This window comes from Ramlibacter tataouinensis (genome assembly GCF_027941915.1).
Lineage (GTDB): Bacteria > Pseudomonadota > Gammaproteobacteria > Burkholderiales > Burkholderiaceae_C > Ramlibacter > Ramlibacter tataouinensis_C.
The window spans coordinates 3,318,948-3,337,686 of record NZ_CP116009.1 but is presented as its reverse complement, the minus strand read 5'-3'; the positions used below and the strand labels follow the sequence as shown (position 1 = coordinate 3,337,686).

The 18,739-nt window shown below is 69.7% G+C and carries 16 protein-coding genes; 6 read left to right on the top strand and 10 right to left on the bottom strand.

What is annotated here, in order from left to right:
- Positions 1 to 25: 25 nt before the first annotated feature.
- The 5 genes from PE066_RS15930 to PE066_RS15910 all read right to left on the bottom strand — a co-directional run bounded on the left by PE066_RS15930 (position 26) and on the right by PE066_RS15910 (position 6,946).
- Complete coding sequence (locus PE066_RS15930; RefSeq protein ID WP_271233507.1) at positions 26 to 1,045, bottom strand: hypothetical protein; 1,020 nt, start codon at positions 1,043 to 1,045, stop codon at positions 26 to 28.
- Between the two features lie 135 nt (positions 1,046 to 1,180).
- Positions 1,181 to 4,051, bottom strand: a complete 2,871-nt coding sequence (locus PE066_RS15925; protein WP_271233506.1) for an aconitate hydratase — start codon at positions 4,049 to 4,051, stop codon at positions 1,181 to 1,183.
- Between the two features lie 128 nt (positions 4,052 to 4,179).
- Positions 4,180 to 5,373 (bottom strand): phosphoglycerate dehydrogenase, encoded by a 1,194-nt coding sequence (locus PE066_RS15920; RefSeq protein WP_271233505.1) that lies wholly within the window; start codon positions 5,371 to 5,373, stop codon positions 4,180 to 4,182.
- Positions 5,366 to 6,448, bottom strand: coding sequence for a 3-phosphoserine/phosphohydroxythreonine transaminase (gene serC, locus PE066_RS15915; protein WP_271233504.1), 1,083 nt, complete (start codon positions 6,446 to 6,448; stop codon positions 5,366 to 5,368). The genes PE066_RS15920 and serC overlap by 8 nt, the downstream gene beginning before the upstream one ends.
- Before the next feature lie 90 nt (positions 6,449 to 6,538).
- On the bottom strand, positions 6,539 to 6,946 hold the full coding sequence (locus PE066_RS15910) for a hypothetical protein (RefSeq protein ID WP_271233503.1): 408 nt from the start codon (positions 6,944 to 6,946) through the stop codon (positions 6,539 to 6,541).
- Positions 6,947 to 7,053: 107 nt separating this feature from the next.
- Between PE066_RS15910 and PE066_RS15905 the strand changes: the two genes are divergently transcribed.
- Positions 7,054 to 7,884 carry a helix-turn-helix domain-containing protein gene (locus PE066_RS15905; protein WP_271233502.1) on the top strand — a complete coding sequence of 277 codons (831 nt, stop codon included), beginning with the start codon at positions 7,054 to 7,056 and terminating at the stop codon, positions 7,882 to 7,884.
- 3 nt (positions 7,885 to 7,887) lie between these two features.
- Here the strand turns inward: PE066_RS15905 and sbmA are convergent, their stop codons facing one another.
- Positions 7,888 to 8,895 carry a peptide antibiotic transporter SbmA gene (gene sbmA, locus PE066_RS15900; protein ID WP_271233501.1) on the bottom strand — a complete coding sequence of 336 codons (1,008 nt, stop codon included), beginning with the start codon at positions 8,893 to 8,895 and terminating at the stop codon, positions 7,888 to 7,890.
- A 197-nt stretch (positions 8,896 to 9,092) separates the two neighbouring features.
- Here sbmA and PE066_RS15895 point away from each other — a divergent pair, with 197 nt between their 5' ends.
- Positions 9,093 to 9,590 (top strand): pyridoxamine 5'-phosphate oxidase family protein, encoded by a 498-nt coding sequence (locus PE066_RS15895; RefSeq protein WP_271233500.1) that lies wholly within the window; start codon positions 9,093 to 9,095, stop codon positions 9,588 to 9,590.
- 49 nt (positions 9,591 to 9,639) lie between these two features.
- Here the strand turns inward: PE066_RS15895 and acnB are convergent, their stop codons facing one another.
- Genes acnB through PE066_RS15875 form a run of 4 tightly spaced genes read right to left on the bottom strand, consistent with a single transcriptional unit; the run spans position 9,640 to position 14,928 of the window.
- On the bottom strand, positions 9,640 to 12,231 hold the full coding sequence (gene acnB / locus PE066_RS15890; RefSeq protein ID WP_271233499.1) for a bifunctional aconitate hydratase 2/2-methylisocitrate dehydratase: 2,592 nt from the start codon (positions 12,229 to 12,231) through the stop codon (positions 9,640 to 9,642).
- 25 nt (positions 12,232 to 12,256) lie between these two features.
- Positions 12,257 to 12,916, bottom strand: a complete 660-nt coding sequence (locus tag PE066_RS15885; RefSeq protein WP_271233498.1) for a hypothetical protein — start codon at positions 12,914 to 12,916, stop codon at positions 12,257 to 12,259.
- Between the two features lie 25 nt (positions 12,917 to 12,941).
- Positions 12,942 to 13,928 carry an HpcH/HpaI aldolase/citrate lyase family protein gene (locus tag PE066_RS15880; RefSeq protein WP_271233497.1) on the bottom strand — a complete coding sequence of 329 codons (987 nt, stop codon included), beginning with the start codon at positions 13,926 to 13,928 and terminating at the stop codon, positions 12,942 to 12,944.
- Between the two features lie 13 nt (positions 13,929 to 13,941).
- Positions 13,942 to 14,928 carry a malate dehydrogenase gene (locus PE066_RS15875; protein ID WP_271233496.1) on the bottom strand — a complete coding sequence of 329 codons (987 nt, stop codon included), beginning with the start codon at positions 14,926 to 14,928 and terminating at the stop codon, positions 13,942 to 13,944.
- A gap of 176 nt (positions 14,929 to 15,104) precedes the next feature.
- Here PE066_RS15875 and PE066_RS15870 point away from each other — a divergent pair, with 176 nt between their 5' ends.
- The 4 genes from PE066_RS15870 (at position 15,105) to sdhA (ending at position 18,686) form a co-directional block, all read left to right on the top strand.
- A complete protein-coding gene (locus tag PE066_RS15870; RefSeq protein WP_271233495.1) occupies positions 15,105 to 15,887 on the top strand; it encodes a GntR family transcriptional regulator in 783 nt (260 codons plus the stop codon).
- Positions 15,888 to 16,052: 165 nt separating this feature from the next.
- Positions 16,053 to 16,487, top strand: a complete 435-nt coding sequence (gene sdhC / locus PE066_RS15865; protein ID WP_271233494.1) for a succinate dehydrogenase, cytochrome b556 subunit — start codon at positions 16,053 to 16,055, stop codon at positions 16,485 to 16,487.
- Positions 16,488 to 16,507: 20 nt separating this feature from the next.
- Positions 16,508 to 16,873, top strand: coding sequence for a succinate dehydrogenase, hydrophobic membrane anchor protein (sdhD, locus tag PE066_RS15860; RefSeq protein ID WP_271233493.1), 366 nt, complete (start codon positions 16,508 to 16,510; stop codon positions 16,871 to 16,873).
- A gap of 76 nt (positions 16,874 to 16,949) precedes the next feature.
- Positions 16,950 to 18,686 carry a succinate dehydrogenase flavoprotein subunit gene (sdhA, locus tag PE066_RS15855; protein WP_440480608.1) on the top strand — a complete coding sequence of 579 codons (1,737 nt, stop codon included), beginning with the start codon at positions 16,950 to 16,952 and terminating at the stop codon, positions 18,684 to 18,686.
- Positions 18,687 to 18,739 lie beyond the last annotated feature (53 nt).

The following is an 18,739-nucleotide window of genomic DNA, read 5'->3' as shown; positions in this document are numbered from 1 at the left end:
TGAGCGCGGCGCCGCGGCAGCCGGCTCAGGCGGCGGGCACCTGCGCGGCGGCGCCGAGCAGCAATGCGACCAGTTGCGCCTCGCTCAGGGCCGCTTCGCGCAGCGAGAGGGCCGCGCTGACCTGGCCCCGCAGGACGTCGGCGACGGCGGCGCCGACCGCGGCGTCCTGGGCCACCAGCTCGATCACCGCCCGCGGATCCATGCGCCGCAGGAAGCCGGCCATGCCGGCGGCCAGCTCCAGCGTCGGGCGGGCCTGCTCGCCCACCAGCAGCACCAGCCGGTCAGCCGGCCGCAAGGCCTCATGCACCAGCGGATGGCCGAACGCGCGCCGCGACACCGCCTGCACGCGCAGCGTCCGATCGTGCAGCGGCAGGTCCAGGTAGGCGGCGCCGAAGTCGCTGGTGCCCGGCGCCGCATCGGCGAAGCGGCGGTACACCAGCGGGCGATCGAAGTGGTCGGCGATGCGGCGCGCCCGCTCGATCGCGCGCTGGTCGTGGGCGGCCAGCAGGCCGAAGCGGCGGTCGAGGCTGGGCAGGATGGCGGGCGGCGTCAGCGTACAGGGCTTGCTCAGCACGCGCCAGACGTCCTGCGGGTGCATCGTGCCCGCGGCCTGCGCCACCGCGTCGATCCGGCGCTCGAACGGCACCGGGCCTTCCAGCCACTGGGTAGCGCTGAGGGTCAGCGGCTCGTGCAGCGTGCGCGGCCCGAAGCTGCGGTGCAGGATGCGCGGCACCTCGTGCCGGCGCCGGCTGGCGGTCTTCAGGGCGGCCTCGATCGCGGTCTCGGGACCCTCCTGCCACAGCACGAACCAGCCGGCCACATGCAGCACCGCGCCACACAGGCCGGGAACCCGGCCTTCGCCATGCACGCGCTGGCGGGCGGCGAATAGCTCGTCCATGGCAGAACCGCGCAACCGGGCGCGACTCACCCGCACCAGCCGCAGCACCTCGGGCTGCGCCGCGGGCGCTGCCGGATCCGCTCCAATGGCTGCCTCCGGCCCGGTGGGCGGCGCAAGGGCCTGGTCGGCGGCACTGGATCGGATCAAGTCGGGGTCCCCGTTGCAACCCGCGCCAGGCGGGGTCGATCCGAGTTTACGGCCGGTTACTTCGGGTCCCGAAGCGCCGGCCGGCGGCGCGGCGGGCCGGGCTGCCGCCTGCGCGACACGCCCCGCCCGCGCGGCTCAGGCGGCCAGCAACTGCCGCAGCACGAACGGCAGGATGCCGCCGTGCCGGTAGTACTGCACCTCGATCTCGGTGTCGATGCGCAGCGTCACCGTGATCTCGCGGCTGCTGCCGTCGGCGCGCCGGACCACCACCCTGGCATCGCTGCGCGGGCGCAGCGAGGGGTCGGGGATCACGTCGACCAGCTCGGAGCCATCGAGCTGCAGCGACTGCCAGGTGTCGGTGTCCTGGAACTGCAGCGGCAGCACGCCCATGCCCACCAGGTTGCTGCGGTGGATGCGCTCGAAGCTGCGCGCGATCACCGCCTTGATGCCCAGCAGCTGGGTGCCCTTGGCCGCCCAGTCGCGCGAGGAGCCGGTGCCGTATTCCTCGCCGGCGAAGATCACGGTCGGCCGGCCCTCGGCGACGTACTTCATCGCGGCGTCGAAGATCGGCATCTGCTCCTGTCGGCCCTGCGCGTCGCGGTACAGCGTGAGTCCGCCCTCGACCCGCGAGCCGTCGGGAAGCGCCGGGATCATCAGGTTCTTGATGCGCACGTTGGCGAAGGTGCCCCGCATCATCACGTCATGGTTGCCGCGGCGCGAGCCGTAGCTGTTGAAGTCGGGCTGGACCACGCCATGCGCCAGCAGCCACTGGCCGGCCGGCGAGTCGGCCTTGATCGAGCCGGCCGGCGAGATGTGGTCGGTGGTGATCGAGTCGCCGAACAGCGCCATCACGCGCGCGCCGCGCACCGACACGTCCTGCTTCGAGTCGTTGGCGGCCGGCGGCTGCGGATCGAAGCCGTGGAACAGCGGCGGCTCGGCGATGTAGGTGCTGGACGGCCAGGCGTAGGTGTCGCCGGTGACGCCGCGGATGCCCTTCCACAGCTCGCCCGGATCCTCCTTGACCTTGGCGTAGTTGCGCCGGAACGCGTCGCCGTCCATGGCGAACTTCATCAGCTTGTGGACCTCCTCGCTCGACGGCCAGATGTCGCCCAGCCAGACATCCTTGCCGTCGTGGCCCTTGCCGACCGGCTCGGTCATCAGGTCCCTCAGCACGGTGCCGGCCAGCGCGTAGGCCACCACCAGCGGCGGGCTGGCCAGGAAGTTGGCCTTGAGGTTGGGGTGGATGCGGGCCTCGAAGTTGCGGTTGCCCGACAGAACCGCCGCGCACACCAGGTCACCCTTGGCGATCGCCTCGTTGATCTCCGGCGCCAGGTCGCCCGAGTTGCCGATGCAGGTGGTGCAGCCGTAGCCGGCCACCGTGAAGCCCAGCCGCTCCAGGTAGGGCAGCAGGCCGGTCTTCTGCAGGTACTCCGTGACGATGCGCGAGCCGGGTGCCAGCGAAGTCTTGATGTGCGGCTGCACGCTCATGCCGGCCTCCACCGCCTTTTTCGCCAGCAGGCCGGCCGCCAGCAGCACGCCGGGGTTGGATGTGTTGGTGCAGCTGGTGATGGCGGCGATCAGCACGTCGCCATTGCCGATGGTCACATCGTGCGGCGCCGATAGCGTGGCCGGGGCCTCGAACTGGGCCGAGGCCAGCGTCGGCCGGTTGGTCACCATCTCGGTCTCCGAGTCGATCGCCCCCCGCCGCAGCGGCGGGGCGGCCGGCGTCTTCAGGTCGGGCGCCTCCCCGCCGGGGTGCAGCAGCTGCCGCGTCTGCAGCGTCTGCGCCGGCTGGTTGAAGCCGTTCTCGGCCATCGGCGCGCTGAACAGGCGGGTGAACTGCGCCTTGACATTGCCCAGCTCGATGCGGTCCTGCGGCCGCTTCGGGCCGGACAGGCTGGGCGTGACCTCGCCCAGGTCGAGCTTCACCACCTGCGAGTAGTCCAGCTCGCCGGCCAGCGGGATGCCGAACAGGCCCTGGGCGCGGAAGTAGGCCTCCAGCGCGTCGATCTCCTCCTTGCTGCGGCCGGTGCCGCGGAAGTACTCGATGGTCTTTTCGTCGACCGGGAAGAAGCCCATGGTGGCGCCGTACTCGGGCGCCATGTTGCCGATGGTGGCGCGGTCGGGCACGGCCAGCGTGCGCGTGCCCTCGCCGAAGAATTCGACGAACTTGCCCACCACCTTGTGCTTGCGCAGCAGCTCGGTCACGGTGAGCACCAGGTCGGTCGCGGTGCAGCCCTCGCGCAGGCGGCCGGTCAGCTCGAAGCCGACCACGTCGGGCGTGAGCATGTACACCGGCTGGCCCAGCATGGCGGCCTCGGCCTCGATGCCGCCCACGCCCCAGCCGACCACCCCGATGCCGTTGATCATGGTGGTGTGGCTGTCGGTGCCCACCAGCGAGTCGGGGTAGTACACGCCCTCGGGCGTCTTGTGCACGCCGCGCGCCAGGTACTCCAGGTTGACCTGGTGCACGATGCCGAAGCCGGGCGGCACCACGCCGAAGGTCTTGAAGGCCTGCATGCCCCACTTCATGAATTCGTAGCGCTCGCGGTTGCGCTGGAATTCCAGCTTCATGTTCAGGTCGAGCGCGTTCTTCGTGCCGTAGTGGTCGACCATGATCGAGTGGTCCACCACCAGGTCCACCGGCACCAGCGGCTCGATGCGGCCGGGGTCGCGGCCCAGCCGGGCGGCGGTGCTGCGCATGGCGGCCAGGTCGGCCAGCAGCGGCACGCCGGTGAAGTCCTGCAGCACCACCCGCGCCACCACGAACGGGATCTCTTCAGTACGCGGCGCATGGGCCGACCAGCTGGCGACCTGCCGCACGTGCTCCGGCTTGACCTTCAGCCCGTCGCAGTTGCGCAGCACCGACTCCAGCACGATGCGCATCGACACCGGCAGGCGCCGGACGTTGGGGAACTCCTCCGCCAGCGCCGGCAGCGAATAGAAGCTGCCGGTTTGCCGGCCGATCTTGAAGCTCTTCAGGGTGCGGGCAAAGGCGTGCGGCATCGGGTCCTTCCATTTCTTGTTCCGGAGAGTTCCTGTCCCGCCCGGGACAGCCGGCCCATTGTGCCGCCGCTGCCGCGGTAGCGCTGCCCCGGCGCCGCAAGCCCGGACGGCCCGTGCGGGCGGCCGGCTCAGTCTTCGACCGGCAGGTAGCGCACCGCCAGCACGCCCTCGATGGCGCGCAGCTCGTCCAGCACTTGGGCGGACACCGCGCTGTCCACATCCACCAGCGTGTAGGCCATCTCGCCGCGCGACTTGTTGACCATGTTGTGGATGTTCAGGCCGGCCTGCGCCATGGCGGTGGAGATCTGGCCCAGCATGTTGGGCACGTTGGCATTGGCGATCGCCACGCGGAACGCCGATTCGCGCGCCATGACGACGCCGGGGAAATTGACGGCGTTGACGATGTTGCCGTGCTCCAGGTAGTCGCGCAGCTGCTCGGCAACCATCACGGCGCAGTTGTCCTCGGCCTCGCGCGTGGAAGCGCCCAGGTGCGGCAAGGCGATCACGCCCGCGTGGCGCAGGATGGCGCCGTGCGGGAAGTCGCAGACATAGCGGCCAAGCGAGCCGGCGTCGAGCGCGTGCAGCACGGCGGCGTCGTCCACCACGCCCTCCCGCGAGAAGTTCAGCAGCACGGCGCCGGGCTTGAGCAGCGGCAGGTTGTCGGCATTGACCAGGTGCCGGGTCGCCTCGACCAGGGGCACGTGCAGGCTGACGAAGCGCGAGCTGCGCAGCACCTCGGCCACGCTGGCGGCCCGCCGCACCTGCGAGGGCAGGCTCCAGGCGGCATCGACGGTGATCTCGGGGTCGAAGCCGACCACGTTCATGCCCAGTTGCAGGGCCGACTGCGCCACCAGGCAACCGACCTTGCCCAGCCCGATCACGCCCAGGGTCTGGCCGGCCAGCTCGAAGCCGGCAAAGGCCTTCTTGCCATCCTCGACCTGCCGCTCCAGGTCGCCGGTGGCGGCATCGAGCGTGTCCACGAAGCGCTGCGCCGCCGGCAGGTTGCGGGCGGCCATGAGCATCCCGGCCAGCACCAGCTCCTTGACCGCATTGGCATTGGCGCCGGGCGCGTTGAACACCGGCACGCCGCGCGCGGTCATGGCCTTGACCGGGATGTTGTTGGTGCCGGCGCCGGCGCGGGCGATGGCCTGCACGCTGGCCGGCACCTGCAGGGCGTGCATGTCGGCCGAGCGCACCAGCACGGCGTCGGGCTGCGGCACGTCCTTGCCCACCTGGTAGCGCCCGGGCGGCAGGCGCTGCAGCCCCGATTCGGAGATCGGGTTGAGCAGCAGCACCTGGAACGGGCGCTGCCGGCTAGCCATGCTGCCTCTCGAATTCCTGCATCCAGCCGACCAGCGCCTTGACGCCCTCGACCGGCATGGCGTTGTAAATCGAGGCGCGGATGCCGCCGACCGAGCGGTGGCCCTTGAGCTGGACCATGCCGCGCTCCTGCGCGCCCTTCAGGAACGCCTCGTCGAGCGCCGCATCCTTCAGCGTGAACGGCACGTTCATCAGCGAGCGGTCCTCGCGGGCGACCGGGTTGCGGTAGAAGCTGCTGGCGTCCAGGTAGTCGTACAGGATCTTCGCCTTGGCCCGGTTGTGCTCTTCCATGGCCGCCAGCCCGCCCTGGGCCTTGACGTGCTTGTAGACCAGCCCGGCGATGTAGATCGCATAGGTCGGCGGCGTGTTCAGCATGGAGTCGGCTTCGGCCTGCAACTGGTAGTTGAACGCCGAGGGCGTGATCGGCAGCGCGTGCCCGAGCAGGTCGTCGCGCACGATCACCACGGTGACGCCCGACGGGCCCATGTTCTTCTGCGCACCGGCGTAGATCAGCCCGTAGCGGCTGACGTCGATCGGCCGCGACAGGATGTTGGACGACATGTCGGCCACCAGCGGCACGTCGCCGGTGTCGGGGGTCCAGTGGAACTCGACGCCGCCGATGGTCTCGTTGGAGCAGATGTGCACGTAGGATGCGCCGGGATCGAGCTTCCACTCGGCCTGCTTCGGAACGGCCGTGAACTTCGAGGCCTCGCCAGTGGCCGCCAGGTTGACGGTGCCGTAGGTCTTGGCTTCCTTGACCGACTTCTTCGACCAGTCGCCGGTGACGACGTAGTCGGCGCGGCCGCTGCGCGCGATCAGGTTCATCGGAACGATGGCGTTCTCGCCGATCGCGCCGCCCTGCAGGAACAGCACCTTGTAGTTGGACGGGATACCCATCAGCTCGCGCAGGGTGGCTTCGGCCTCGGCGTGGATGGCCACGAACTCCTTGCCGCGATGGCTCATCTCCATCACCGACATGCCGCTGCCGTGCCAGTCGAGCATCTCGTCGGCGGCCTGGCGCAGGACGGCTTCGGGCAGGGTGGCGGGGCCGGGGCTGAAGTTGAAAACGCGGGTCATGGGACGGTCTCGGATGCTGTCGAAAAGAGGGTGGGACAGCATACAAGAAGCCCATGGGCCTGGCCCGGCAGGTCCATGGGCGGGCGCCCGTCAGGCCGGGGCCATGCCAGCCCGCCCGCGGGTGGCGCGCAGGCCCATCCACTGCAGGTCGGCCAGCACCAGCACGGTGGCGGCTTGCAGCGCAACCCAGGCGATGCCCCAGGCGGTCGGGGTCAGCCAGGCCAGCACCGCGCCGCAGCCGAGCGCCCAGCCGACATTGCCGACGGCACCCAGCGCGACCAGGGGGCGTGGCAGCCGCGTTCGCGCAGCCAGGATCGCCAGCAGCAGCGCGTAGCCGACCAGGAACGAACCGGTGGACAGCAGCAGCGCGGGCGGCAAGCCGAACCAGCCGGACAGCGGCTGCGGGGCGGCGAGTTGCGCGACCCCGCAGGCCAGGCACGAGGCCGCATCGGCCCAGAGCACGCGGCGCAGGAACAGGGGAGAAGCGAAGATCGACATGCAAGCCTCCTTGGAAGTGGGTGCCTGCATGCTCGCGGGCCGGGCGCACCCGGTCCATGACCTGGGAGGTCATGGAAGGACGCCGGCGCACCGCCTAGCATCCGCGCATGAGCCTTGCCGCCAGCCCTGCCCTCGCCTCGACCCCGCCCTTCGGCGCCCAACTGCGCCACTGGCGCCAGCACCGCCGCCTGTCGCAGCAGGGGCTGGCGGGGGAGGCCGACATCTCGACCCGGCACCTGAGCTTCGTCGAGACCGGCCGCGCCCTGCCCAGCCGCGAGATGGTGCTGCGGCTGGCGCAGCGGCTGGACGTGCCGCTGCGCGAGCGCAATGCCATGCTGGTGGCGGCCGGCTACGCGCCGATGTACCGCGAGCGGCCGCTGGCCGACCCGGCGCTGGCCCCGGCCCGGGCGGCGGTGGACCTGATCCTGCGGGCGCACGAGCCCAACCCGGCGCTGGCGGTCGACCGGCACTGGAACCTGGTGGCGGCCAACCGCATGCTGCCGCACCTGCTGGCGGGAGCCGACGCCGACCTGCTGCAGGCTCCGGTCAACGTGCTGCGCCTGAGCCTCCACCCGCGCGGGCTGGCCGGGCGCATCGTCAACCTGGGGCAGTGGCGCGCCCACCTGTTCGAGCGGCTGCGCCAGCAGGTGCAGGCCACCGGGGACCCGCGGCTTGCCGAGCTGCTGGCGCAGCTGCAGGCCCTGCCGGCGCCGGTGGACGCCCGTGACGCCCGGCTCGAGGGCGAGCACCTGGGCGTGGCGCTGCCGCTGCAGTTGCGGGCAGCCGACGGGCGGGTGCTCAGCTTCATCAGCACCACCACCGTGTTCGGCACCGCGGTGGACGTGACCGTGCAGGAGCTGACGCTGGAGACCTTCTTCCCGCTGGACGCGGCCACCGCCGGCGTGTTGCGCGAGCTCGCGGCCGCGAGCGGGGACTGAGCCCTAGCTGGCGGTCGCGGCCGGCTGCACGGTCGCCGGGGCGGCCTTGATCTGCCGCTCGAAGGCGCGCAGGCGCTTGTAGACCGACATCAGCTCCACGATGGTGGACCAGCTCAGGACCAGGAACTGGAACGAGCTCTCCACCCGGCCGAAGGCCCGCACGATCTGCTGCATCACGCCCAGCGTGACGGCCCCGCCGACCATCGTGGGCGCCAGCGCGATGTAGGGCACCAGCACGCCGAACTGGATGTACGACCACTTGGCCACGTCGAAGTACAGGTAGTGGAAGAACAGGCGGAAGTAGTTCTTGCGCACGTCGCCGAACAGGCGCCGGGTCTCCGGTTCGCCGGCGCGCGCGGGGTCGTCCTCGCCGTAGACCAGCTCCTTTCGGTAGGCCGCTTCCACCCGCTGGTTCTGGAACTGCAGGCCCGGCAGCTTGATGCCGACCACCGCCAGCAGCACCGTGCCGGCCAGGGCGAAGGCGATGGCCACCCACACCAGCGAATACGGGACCGGCCCGAAGAATGGCAGCTCGGTGACCTTGGCCGACAGCGTGGCCAGGATCGGCAGGAAGGCGCCCAGCACCATCAGGCTGCGCATGAAGTCGATGCCGAGCCCCTCCATGATGGTGGCGAAGCGCATCGTGTCCTCCTGCACCCGCTGGGCCGCGCCTTCGATGTGGCGCAGCTTGTCCCAGTGCTGCATGTAGTAGTCGTTCATCGCCGTGCGCCAGCGGAAGATGTAGTGCTTGACGAAGAAGTCCAGCACCACCGCGATGGTCACGTACAGCATGGCGATGCGCAGGAAGAGGTTCAGCTGCCCCCAGTAGTCGGCCAGCGTGATCGAACCCGGCTGGGCCAGCGCCTTCTGCACCAGGTCGTAGAAGCTGCCGAACCACTCGTTGATCTGCACGTCCAGTTCCACCCGGTACCAGGTGGCGAACAGGATCACGGCCGTGCCCAGCAGCGACCAGGGCAGCCAGCGGCGGGTGAGGAAGAACGACTTGAACATGAAGGGCCTTCGCCGGATGGAACGGCGCATGCTAAGGGAAGTGGGCGGTCCGCCGGACCGGGCCGCCACGGCGGCGGTCGGCGCAGGCGGGTGTCGGAGCCGGCGCACAGGGGGCGGCGGAGGCTTCCGACGCCGCGGATGAGCGGGCCGCCGCAGGATGGCGGCGACGACCCGCCCAAGCGGTTGAAGGAACACCCATGAGCAAGGACAAGACCCCCCACCAGCGCCTGTGGGAGATGATCAAGGACATCCGGTTCGGCATGCTGACGCACCGGCACGGCGACGGCGCGCTGCATGCCCACCCGCTCACCACCTTGAACCAGGGGCTGGGCGAGCAGGCGATCCTGTACTTCTTCATCTCGCGCCGCACCGAGCTGGGCCAGCGGCTGCGCATGGACGGCAACGTCAATGTCTCCTACGCCGACCCGCACCAGGACCACTACGTCTCGGTCAGCGGCCAGGCGACGATCAGCGACGACGCCGACGCGCGACGGCGCCTGTTCAACCCGCTGGCCAAGGCCTGGTTCCCTGGCGGCCCGGACGACCCCGAGCTGGAACTGGTGGAGGTGCACATCACCCACGCCGAGTTCTGGGACATCCGCGAGAGCAAGCCGACCCAGTTGTTCAAGCTGGCGGCCGCCGCCGTGAGCGGCGAGCGCCCCACCATCGGCGAGCACTGCGAAGTGCTGGTGTGAACGAAAAAACGGCCCCGCAGGGCCGTTCTTGACGCGGGCGCCGAGGCGCTTACGCCGGCACCGTGTCGGCGACCTTGCGGAAGTCGTCGATGCGGTCGAAGTTCATGTACTGGTAGATCTTGTCGCCGTTGGCGTTGATCACGCCGATGTCGGCCATGTACTCCTCGCGCGTGGGAATGCGGCCCAGGCGCGAGCAGATGGCGGCCAGCTCGGCGCTGCCCAGGTAGACGTTGCTGTTCTTGCCCAGCCGGTTGGGGAAGTTGCGGGTCGAGGTGGAGAACACGGTCGCACCTTCCTTGACCTGCGCCTGGTTGCCCATGCACAGCGAGCAGCCGGGCATCTCCATGCGGGCGCCGGCCGTGCCGAGCACGCCGTAGTGGCCTTCCTCGGTGAGCTGCTTCTGGTCCATCTTGGTCGGCGGCGCCACCCACAGCTTGACCGGGATGTCGCGCTTGCCCTCCAGCAGCTTGGACGCGGCGCGGAAGTGGCCGATGTTGGTCATGCACGAGCCAATGAAGACCTCGTCGATCTTCGCGCCGGCCACGTCGGACAGCGTCTTCACGTCATCCGGGTCGTTCGGGCAGGCCACGATCGGCTCGGTGATGTCGGCCAGGTCGATCTCGATCACCGCCGCGTACTCGGCGTCGGCGTCGGCCTTGAGCAGTTGCGGGTCCTTCAGCCAGGCTTCCTGCGCCGCGATGCGGCGGCCCAGGGTGCGGGCGTCGGCGTAGCCGTTGGCGATCATCCAGCGCATCAAGGTGACGTTGCTGGTGATGTACTCGACGATCGGCTCCTTGTTCAGGTGCACTGTGCAGGCGGCGGCCGAGCGCTCGGCCGAGGCGTCGGACAGCTCGAACGCCTGCTCCACCTTCAGGTCGGGCAGACCCTCGATCTCGAGGATGCGGCCGGAGAAGATGTTCTTCTTGCCGGCCTTGGCCACCGTCAGCAGGCCCTGCTTGATGGCGTACAGCGGGATCGCGTTGACCAGGTCGCGCAGCGTGACGCCCGGCTGCATCTGGCCCTTGAAGCGCACCAGCACGCTCTCGGGCATGTCCAGCGGCATCACGCCGGTGGCAGCGGCGAAGGCCACCAGGCCGGAGCCGGCCGGGAAGCTGATGCCGATCGGGAAGCGCGTGTGCGAATCGCCGCCGGTGCCCACGGTGTCGGGCAGCAGCAGGCGGTTGAGCCAGCTGTGGATCACGCCGTCGCCCGGTCGCAGCGCGACGCCGCCGCGGGTGGAGATGAAGTCCGGCAGCTCGTGGTGCATCTTCACGTCCACCGGCTTCGGATAGGCGGCGGTGTGGCAGAACGACTGCATCACCAGGTCGGCGCTGAAGCCCAGGCAGGCCAGGTCCTTCAGTTCGTCGCGCGTCATCGGGCCGGTGGTGTCCTGCGAGCCCACCGAGGTCATCTTCGGCTCGCAGTAGGTGCCCGGGCGGATGCCCTGGCCTTCCGGCAGGCCGCAGGCGCGCCCCACCATCTTCTGCGCCAGGGTGAAGCCCTTGCCGCTGTCCTGCGGCGCTTGCGGCAGCCGGAACAGGGTGGACGGCGGCAGGCCCAGCGCCTCGCGCGCCTTGGCGGTCAGGCCGCGACCGATGATCAGCGGGATGCGACCGCCGGCGCGCACTTCGTCGAACAGCACCTCGCTCTTGACCTGGAAGGTGGCGATCACGGCGCCGTTCTTCAGCGCCTGGCCTTCGTAGGGGCGCAGCTCGATCACGTCGCCCATTTCCATCTTCGAGACGTCCAGCTCGATCGGCAGCGCGCCCGCGTCTTCCATGGTGTTGTAGAAGATCGGAGCGATCTTGCCGCCCAGGCAGACCCCGCCGAAGCGCTTGTTCGGCACGAACGGGATGTCCTCGCCGGTCCACCACAGCACGCTGTTGGTGGCCGACTTGCGCGAGGAACCGGTGCCGACCACGTCGCCGACGTAGGCCACGGCGTGGCCCTTGGCCTTGAGCTCCTCCAGGAACTTCACGGGGCCGCGCTTGCCGTCTTCCTCCGGCTGGAACGGCGCGCCCTCGCGCTTGTTCTTCAGCATGGCCAGCGCGTGCAGCGGGATGTCGGGGCGGCTCCAGGCGTCCGGCGCCGGCGACAGGTCGTCGGTGTTGGTCTCGCCCGGCACCTTGAACACGGTGACGGTCAGGCTCTTGGGCACTTCGGGGCGGCTGGTGAACCATTCGGCGTCGGCCCAGCTTTGCAGCACGGCCTTGGCGTTGGCATTGCCCTTGTCGGCCTTTTCCTTGACGTCGTGGAACTGGTCGAACATCAGCAGCGTCTTCTTCAGCGCCTCGGCCGCGACGGCGCCGACCTCCGCGTCGTCCAGCAGCTCGATCAGCGGGCCGATGTTGTAGCCGCCCAGCATGGTGCCCAGCAGCTCGATGGCCTTGGCGCGGCTGATGATCAGGCACTTCTCGCTGCCGTGCGCCACGGCGGCCAGGTAGCTGGCCTTGACCTTGGCGGCATCGTCCACGCCGGCCGGCACCCGGTTCGTGATCAGGTCCAGCAGGAAGTCGGCCTCGGCGGTGCCGGGCTTCTTCAGCAGATCGATCAGTTCCGCGGTCTGTTGCGCGGTCAACGGCAGCGGCGGGATGCCGAGCGCCGCGCGCTCGGCCACGTGGTTCACATAGGCTTGCAGCATGGATTCTCCGTACTTGGGATGCGGGTCAGTTGTTCTGGGTGGGGGCCGAGGCGGCGGCGGCGGCCGGGGTCGGGGCCGACGCGGCGGCGGGCGTCGGGGCCACGGGCGCCGAAGCCGGCGCCAGCGGCTCCAGGATGCTGGGCCGCGGGTTGCGCCGGAGTTCGTCGGCCATGGTGACCTGCTCGGGGCTCTGGCATTCGTCGGCCAGGCGCTGGCCCAGCTTCTGGCTCATCAGCATCGACTTGTTGCCCAGCTGCAGCCACATGGCGCCGCGCTTGGGATCCTCCAGCCGGATCGCCCCGGTGCGGCTGTGCACCGGGTGCATCAGGAAGCGGTGGCCCCTGGTGGTGACGACGAACAGGCCGGCGCGGCGCGCACCGCGCACCCGCACCGAGGCGCCGAGCTCGCAGGGCATCTCGCCGACGTAGACCTGGCGCGCGATCTCCAGGTCGGCATCGCTGATCTGGATGCTGGGATCGTCGTCGATCGGGGTCACCTCCTCGACCGCCTTTTGCGCCGAGGGGGCCAGTTTCTTGCCGTTCTTCGCGGACTTCGCGGCGGGCTTGGCAACCGGCTTGGCGGCAGCGGCCTGGCCGGGCGCGGGCGACGCCGACTGGGCCATCGCGGGCGCGGCCAGTGCGAGCAGCAACGCAGTCAGGGCGGCCGGAACGAGACGGTGATGCATGGGTGTCTCCTGGGGGTCGTCGATTTCAGGGTCCGGCAAACCAGGGCTGCGCCTGCGCCGGCAGCCGCGCGCCGGTGGCATGGGCGCGCTCCAGCACCTGCCAGTGGAAGCGGTAGCTGGCGCGGTCGTGCAGCTTGCCGTCGAAGCTGATCGGCGCCCAGTCGGCGCTCTCGGCCTGCTGCAGCAGGCGCGCCGCCTGGGCGATCTCGCCTTCGCTGGGCGACATCGCCTTCAGGATGGGCCGGATCTGGTCCGGGTGGATGCTCCACATGCGGGTGTAGCCGAACTCCGACCTGGCGCGCCGGGCGGCGGTCTCCATCGCCTGGGCATCCTTGAACTCGGTCACCACGCAGTGCGAGGGCACCTTGCCGTGCGCGTGGCAGGCCGAAGCGATCTCCAGCTTGGCGCGCACGACCAGCGGATGCGTGAACTGGCCCTGTGCGCCCATGCCCTCTTCCGGGATGGCGCCGCCGTGGGCCGACACGAAGTCCATTAGCCCGAAGCTGAGCGACTCGATGCGCGGATGGCCGGCGATGTCGAAGGCCCGGTGCACCGCGGCCGGCGACTCGACCAGCGCATGCAGCGGCAGCTGCGGCGCACCGGCGGCATCCAGCGCACGCACGGCGATCTCGACATCGCGCAGGGACTCCACCTTGGGCACCATCACGTGCGCCAGGCGTGCGCCGGCGCGGCCGACGATGGTCTGCACGTCCTGCGCGAAGGCCGGGTGGTCCACCGGATGGACCCGCACGGCCACCCGGGCGCCGGCAGCGGCGCCCAGCACCAGCTCGGTGACGAGCTCGGCGTGCTCGGCCTCGCGGCCGACCGGGGCGCCGTCTTCGCAGTCGAGCGAGACGTCGAACACACAGGCGCCGAACTCCTGCGCCAGCTCCGCCTGCAGCTGCAGGCTCTTGCGCATCCTCGCCTCGACGCCGCTGTAGTGGTCGCACACCGGCAGGCCGCCGGTGCGCGCCTGGGCGCCGAGGAGGATCGCGCGGGGGTGCTGCTTCACCTCGGGCGCGCGATCAGAGCAGGTGGGCGACGCCGGCCTGCTCGTCCTGCAGCTCCTGGAGCGTCTTGTTGATGCGCTCCTGGCTGAAGGCGTCGATCTCGAGACCCTTGACGATCTCGTACTTGCCGTCCTTGGTGGTGACGGGGAAGCCGAACATCACGTCCTTGGGGATGCCGTAGTCGCCGTTGGAGGGCACGCCCATGGTGACCCACTTGCCGTTGCTGCCCAGCGCCCAGTCGCGCATGTGGTCGATGGCGGCATTGGCGGCCGAGGCGGCGGACGAGAGGCCGCGCGCCTCGATGATGGCAGCGCCGCGCTTGCCCACGGTGGGCAGGAACACGTCGGCGTTCCAGACCTGGTCGTTGATCGCGTCCTTGACGCTCTTGCCGCCGATGGTGGCGAAGCGGTAGTCGGCGTACATGGTGGGCGAGTGGTTGCCCCACACCGTCAGCTTCTCGATCTCGCCGACCTTGCCGCCGGTCTTGGCAGCAATCTGCGAGGCGGCGCGGTTGTGGTCCAGGCGCAGCATGGCCGTGAAGTTCTCGCGCGGCAGCGAAGGCGCGCTCTTCATGGCGATGTAGGCGTTGGTGTTGGCCGGGTTGCCGACCACCAGCACCTTGACGTTGCGCGAGGCCACCTTGTCCAGCGCCTTGCCCTGGGCGGTGAAGATCTGGGCGTTGGCGGCCAGCAGGTCGGCGCGCTCCATGCCGGGGCCGCGCGGGCGGGCACCCACCAGCAGGGCGTAGTCGGTGTCCTTGAAGGCGGCCATCGGGTCGGCGTGGGCTTCCATGCCGGCCAGCAGCGGGAACGCGCAGTCCTCCAGTTCCATCATCACGCCCTTGAGCGCCTTTTGGGCCTTCTCATCCGGAATCTCGAGCAGCTGCAGGATCACGGGCTGGTCCTTGCCCAGCATCTCGCCGGAGGCGATGCGGAACAGCAGGGCGTAACCGATCTGGCCGGCGGCGCCGGTGACGGCGACGCGGACGGGCTTCTTGCTCATGGAGGTTCTCCGAAAGTGGATCAATCGATGGGTCGCGGCGGCAGCGCGGCAGGCTGCGCCGGCAGGAGCGGCGCACGCGCGGGACAGTCGGCGAGTGTACCCGCTCGCCATGGCCGGGGTCAACTTGTCTTATGTCTTATATAAGATATGATCGACCTTCCGGAACGCCACGCGCCATGCCCGCCCTGCCCCCCATCGACGACACCGCAGCCGAGAGTGCGCCGGGCCTGGCGGGGCCGGCGTTCAGCCCGCTGTACCAGCAGATCAAGACCCTGATCCTGCGCAGCCTGCAGGCCGGCGAATGGAAGCCGGGCGAGGCCATCCCGAGCGAGATGGACCTGGCCGCGCGCTTTCGCGTCAGCCAGGGCACGGTGCGCAAGGCCATCGACGAGCTGGCCGCCGACAACCTGCTGGTGCGCCGCCAGGGCAAGGGCACTTTCGTGGCGACGCACGCCGAGCAGCACGTGCAGTACCGGTTCCTCAAGCTGGTGCCCGACAACGGCGACCGCGACGCCGGCGGCGCGGCCGAGCGCGCCATCCTGGAGTGCCGGCGCACGCGCGCCTCGGCCGAGGTGGCCCGCGCGCTCGGGTTGCGCACCTCCGACGCCGTGGTGCAGGTGCGCCGCGTGCTGTCGTTCGCCGGCGAGCCCACCATCCTGGAAGACCTCTGGCTGCCGGGCGCGGCCTTCAAGGGCCTGGGCGCCGAGCAGATGGCCGGCTACCAGGGCGCGACCTACGCCATGTTCGAGCTGGAATTCGGCGTGCGCATGGTGCGCGCCGAGGAGAAGCTGCGTGCCGTGGCCGCCGACGACCAGCAGGCGCAGCTGCTGCGGGTGCCGCGCGGCACGCCGCTGCTGAGCGTGGAGCGCATCGCCTACACCTACAACGACGTGCCGATGGAACTGCGCCGCGGGCTGTACCGCACCGACAGCCGGCACTACCGCAACGAGCTGAATTGACCGCCGCCTCACGGGGCCAAGTGCACGTACGTCGACGCCGCCAGGCGGACTGCGCGATGCTTGAGTATCCGCAGCATTCGTGTCCGGTTGTTGCGTTGAAATAGAATTTTGGGTTGTCCGCCCTCGTGGCGGCACGCGCAACACCTTCGAGAAAGCCAATCCCCCATGTCCGTTGCCCAGAAGCCGCGCCCGGAATTCCGGAACATCAACGCATTCAGGGACCTGACCACCTACCGCCTGCCGGCGCCCGGTCGCGTGTCCATCCTGCACCGCATCAGCGGCGCGCTGATGTTCGTGCTGCTGCCCTTCATCATCTGGATGTTCGACACCTCGGTGTCATCGGAACTTTCGTTTGCCCGCTTCACGGCCGCCTTCAGCAGTGGCATCGGCTTCGTGCCGGGCTGGTTCGTCAAGCTGGTTGCCCTGGGCCTGATCTGGTCCTACCTGCACCACTTCATCGCCGGCGTCCGCCACGTCTGGATGGACATCAGCCACGACGCGGTCACCAAGCAGCGCGGCGGCTTCTCGGCCAAGGTCACGCTGGTGCTGGCCGTGGTCCTCACGGTCGTGCTGGGCCTCAAGCTGTACGGCGTGTACTGATTCGCGAAAGAAGACAAACCATGGCAGTCAACTACGGATCCCGCCGCAGCGTCACCGGTGCGCATTACGGCCTGCGCGACTGGCTCAGCCAGCGCATCACCGCCGTCCTGATGGCGATCTTCACGGTCATCGTGCTGGCGCAAGTGCTGTTCAGCAGCGGCCCCATCGGCTACGACAGCTGGGCCGGCATCTTCGCCAGCCAGTGGATGAAGGTGCTGACCTTCGCCGTGATCGTCGCGCTGGCCTGGCACGCCTGGGTCGGCATGCGCGACGTGGTGATGGACTACATCAAGCCGGTGGGGCTGCGCCTGGTCCTGCAGGTGTTCGTGATCGTTTGGCTCATCGGCTGTGCCGGCTGGGCCATGCAAGTGCTCTGGAGGATTTGAGCAAGTGGCATACAGCAGCAAGAACATCACCCGCCGGCGCTTCGACGTCGTGATCGTCGGGGCGGGCGGCTCCGGCATGCGCGCTTCGTTGCAGCTGGCGCGCGCCGGCCTCAACGTGGCCGTGCTGTCCAAGGTCTTCCCCACCCGGTCGCACACGGTGGCCGCCCAGGGCGGCATCGGCGCCTCGCTGGGCAACATGTCCGAGGACAACTGGCACTACCACTTCTACGACACGGTCAAGGGCGGCGACTGGCTCGGCGACCAGGACGCGATCGAGTTCATGTGCCGCGAGGCGCCGAAGGTCGTCTATGACCTCGAGCACATGGGCATGCCGTTCGACCGCAACCCCGACGGCACGATCTACCAGCGCCCGTTCGGCGGCCACACCGCCAACTACGGCGAAAAGCCCGTGCAGCGCGCCTGCGCCGCGGCCGACCGCACCGGGCACGCCATGCTGCACACGCTGTACCAGCAGAACGTCAAGGCCCGCACCAGCTTCTTCGTCGAGTGGATGGCGCTCGACCTGATCCGCGACGCCGAGGGCGACGTGGTCGGCGTCACCGCGCTGGAGATGGAAACCGGCGACCTGCACATCCTGGAAGCCCGCACCACGCTGCTGGCCACCGGCGGCGCCGGCCGCATCTTCGCGGCCTCGACCAATGCCTTCATCAACACCGGCGACGGCATGGGCATGGCGGCGCGCGCCGGCATCCCGCTGCAGGACATGGAGTTCTGGCAGTTCCACCCGACCGGCGTGGCCGGCGCCGGCGTGCTGCTGACCGAGGGCTGCCGCGGCGAAGGCGCCATCCTGCTCAACAGCAATGGCGAGCGCTTCATGGAGCGCTACGCGCCCACGCTGAAGGACCTGGCGCCGCGCGACTTCGTCTCCCGCTCGATGGACCAGGAGATCAAGGAAGGCCGAGGCTGCGGCCCGAACAAGGACTACGTGCTGCTCAAGCTCGACCACCTGGGCGCCGACACCATCCACAAGCGCCTGCCCTCGGTCTACGAGATCGGCGTCAACTTCGCCAACGTGGACATCACCCGCGAGCCGATCCCGGTGGTGCCGACCATCCACTACCAGATGGGCGGCGTTCCCACCAACATCCACGGCCAGGTGGTGGTCCAGGAAGGCGGCGTGCACAACCAGGTGGTCAACGGCCTGTACGCGGTGGGCGAGTGCTCCTGCGTCAGCGTGCACGGCGCCAACCGGCTGGGCACCAACTCGCTGCTGGACCTGCTGGTGTTCGGCCGCGCCGCCGGCGACCACATCGTCGAATCCCTCCGCCATGGCAGGGCTCACAAGCCGCTGCCCGCCGATGCCGCCGATCGCACGCTGGCGCGCCTGGCGCGCCTGGATGCGGCCAAGTCGGGCGAATACGCGCAGGACGTGGCCAACGACATGCGCGCTTCCATGCAGAAGCACGCCGGCGTGTTCCGCACCCAGGCCAGCATGGACGAGGGCGTGGTGCGCATCGCCGAGCTGCGCGAACGCGTCAAGGCCATCGCGCTGAAGGACAACTCGATGGTCTTCAACACTGCCCGCGTCGAGGCGCTGGAGGTGGAGAACCTGATCGAGTGCGCCCAGGCCACCATGGTGTCGGCGGCCGCGCGCAAGGAATGCCGCGGCGCCCACACGGTCAGCGACTACGAGCGGCCGGCCGACGACCCGCAGGCGCCGCTCGGCCGCGACGACGCCAACTGGATGAAGCACACGCTGTGGCACAGCGCCAGCAACAGCCTGAGCTACAAGCCGGTGAACCTGAAGCCGCTGACCGTGGAGTCGGTTCCCCCGAAGGTCCGTACCTTCTGAAGCACCCGTAATCCCACGTACTACCCGCGCGGCGCCAAAGCCCGCAGACTCAC

Coding starts and splice junctions, on each gene's coding strand:
- sdhC (WP_271233494.1), top strand. CDS start 16,053: ATGTCCGTTGCCCAGAAGCCGCGCCCGGAATTCCGGAACATCAACGCA.
- PE066_RS15910 (WP_271233503.1), bottom strand. CDS start 6,946: ATGTCGATCTTCGCTTCTCCCCTGTTCCTGCGCCGCGTGCTCTGGGCC.
- PE066_RS15895 (WP_271233500.1), top strand. CDS start 9,093: ATGAGCAAGGACAAGACCCCCCACCAGCGCCTGTGGGAGATGATCAAG.
- sbmA (WP_271233501.1), bottom strand. CDS start 8,895: ATGTTCAAGTCGTTCTTCCTCACCCGCCGCTGGCTGCCCTGGTCGCTG.
- serC (WP_271233504.1), bottom strand. CDS start 6,448: ATGACCCGCGTTTTCAACTTCAGCCCCGGCCCCGCCACCCTGCCCGAA.
- PE066_RS15905 (WP_271233502.1), top strand. CDS start 7,054: ATGAGCCTTGCCGCCAGCCCTGCCCTCGCCTCGACCCCGCCCTTCGGC.
- sdhD (WP_271233493.1), top strand. CDS start 16,508: ATGGCAGTCAACTACGGATCCCGCCGCAGCGTCACCGGTGCGCATTAC.
- PE066_RS15885 (WP_271233498.1), bottom strand. CDS start 12,916: ATGCATCACCGTCTCGTTCCGGCCGCCCTGACTGCGTTGCTGCTCGCA.
- acnB (WP_271233499.1), bottom strand. CDS start 12,231: ATGCTGCAAGCCTATGTGAACCACGTGGCCGAGCGCGCGGCGCTCGGC.
- PE066_RS15875 (WP_271233496.1), bottom strand. CDS start 14,928: ATGAGCAAGAAGCCCGTCCGCGTCGCCGTCACCGGCGCCGCCGGCCAG.
- PE066_RS15925 (WP_271233506.1), bottom strand. CDS start 4,051: ATGCCGCACGCCTTTGCCCGCACCCTGAAGAGCTTCAAGATCGGCCGG.
- PE066_RS15870 (WP_271233495.1), top strand. CDS start 15,105: ATGCCCGCCCTGCCCCCCATCGACGACACCGCAGCCGAGAGTGCGCCG.
- PE066_RS15920 (WP_271233505.1), bottom strand. CDS start 5,373: ATGGCTAGCCGGCAGCGCCCGTTCCAGGTGCTGCTGCTCAACCCGATC.
- sdhA (WP_440480608.1), top strand. CDS start 16,950: ATGCGCGCTTCGTTGCAGCTGGCGCGCGCCGGCCTCAACGTGGCCGTG.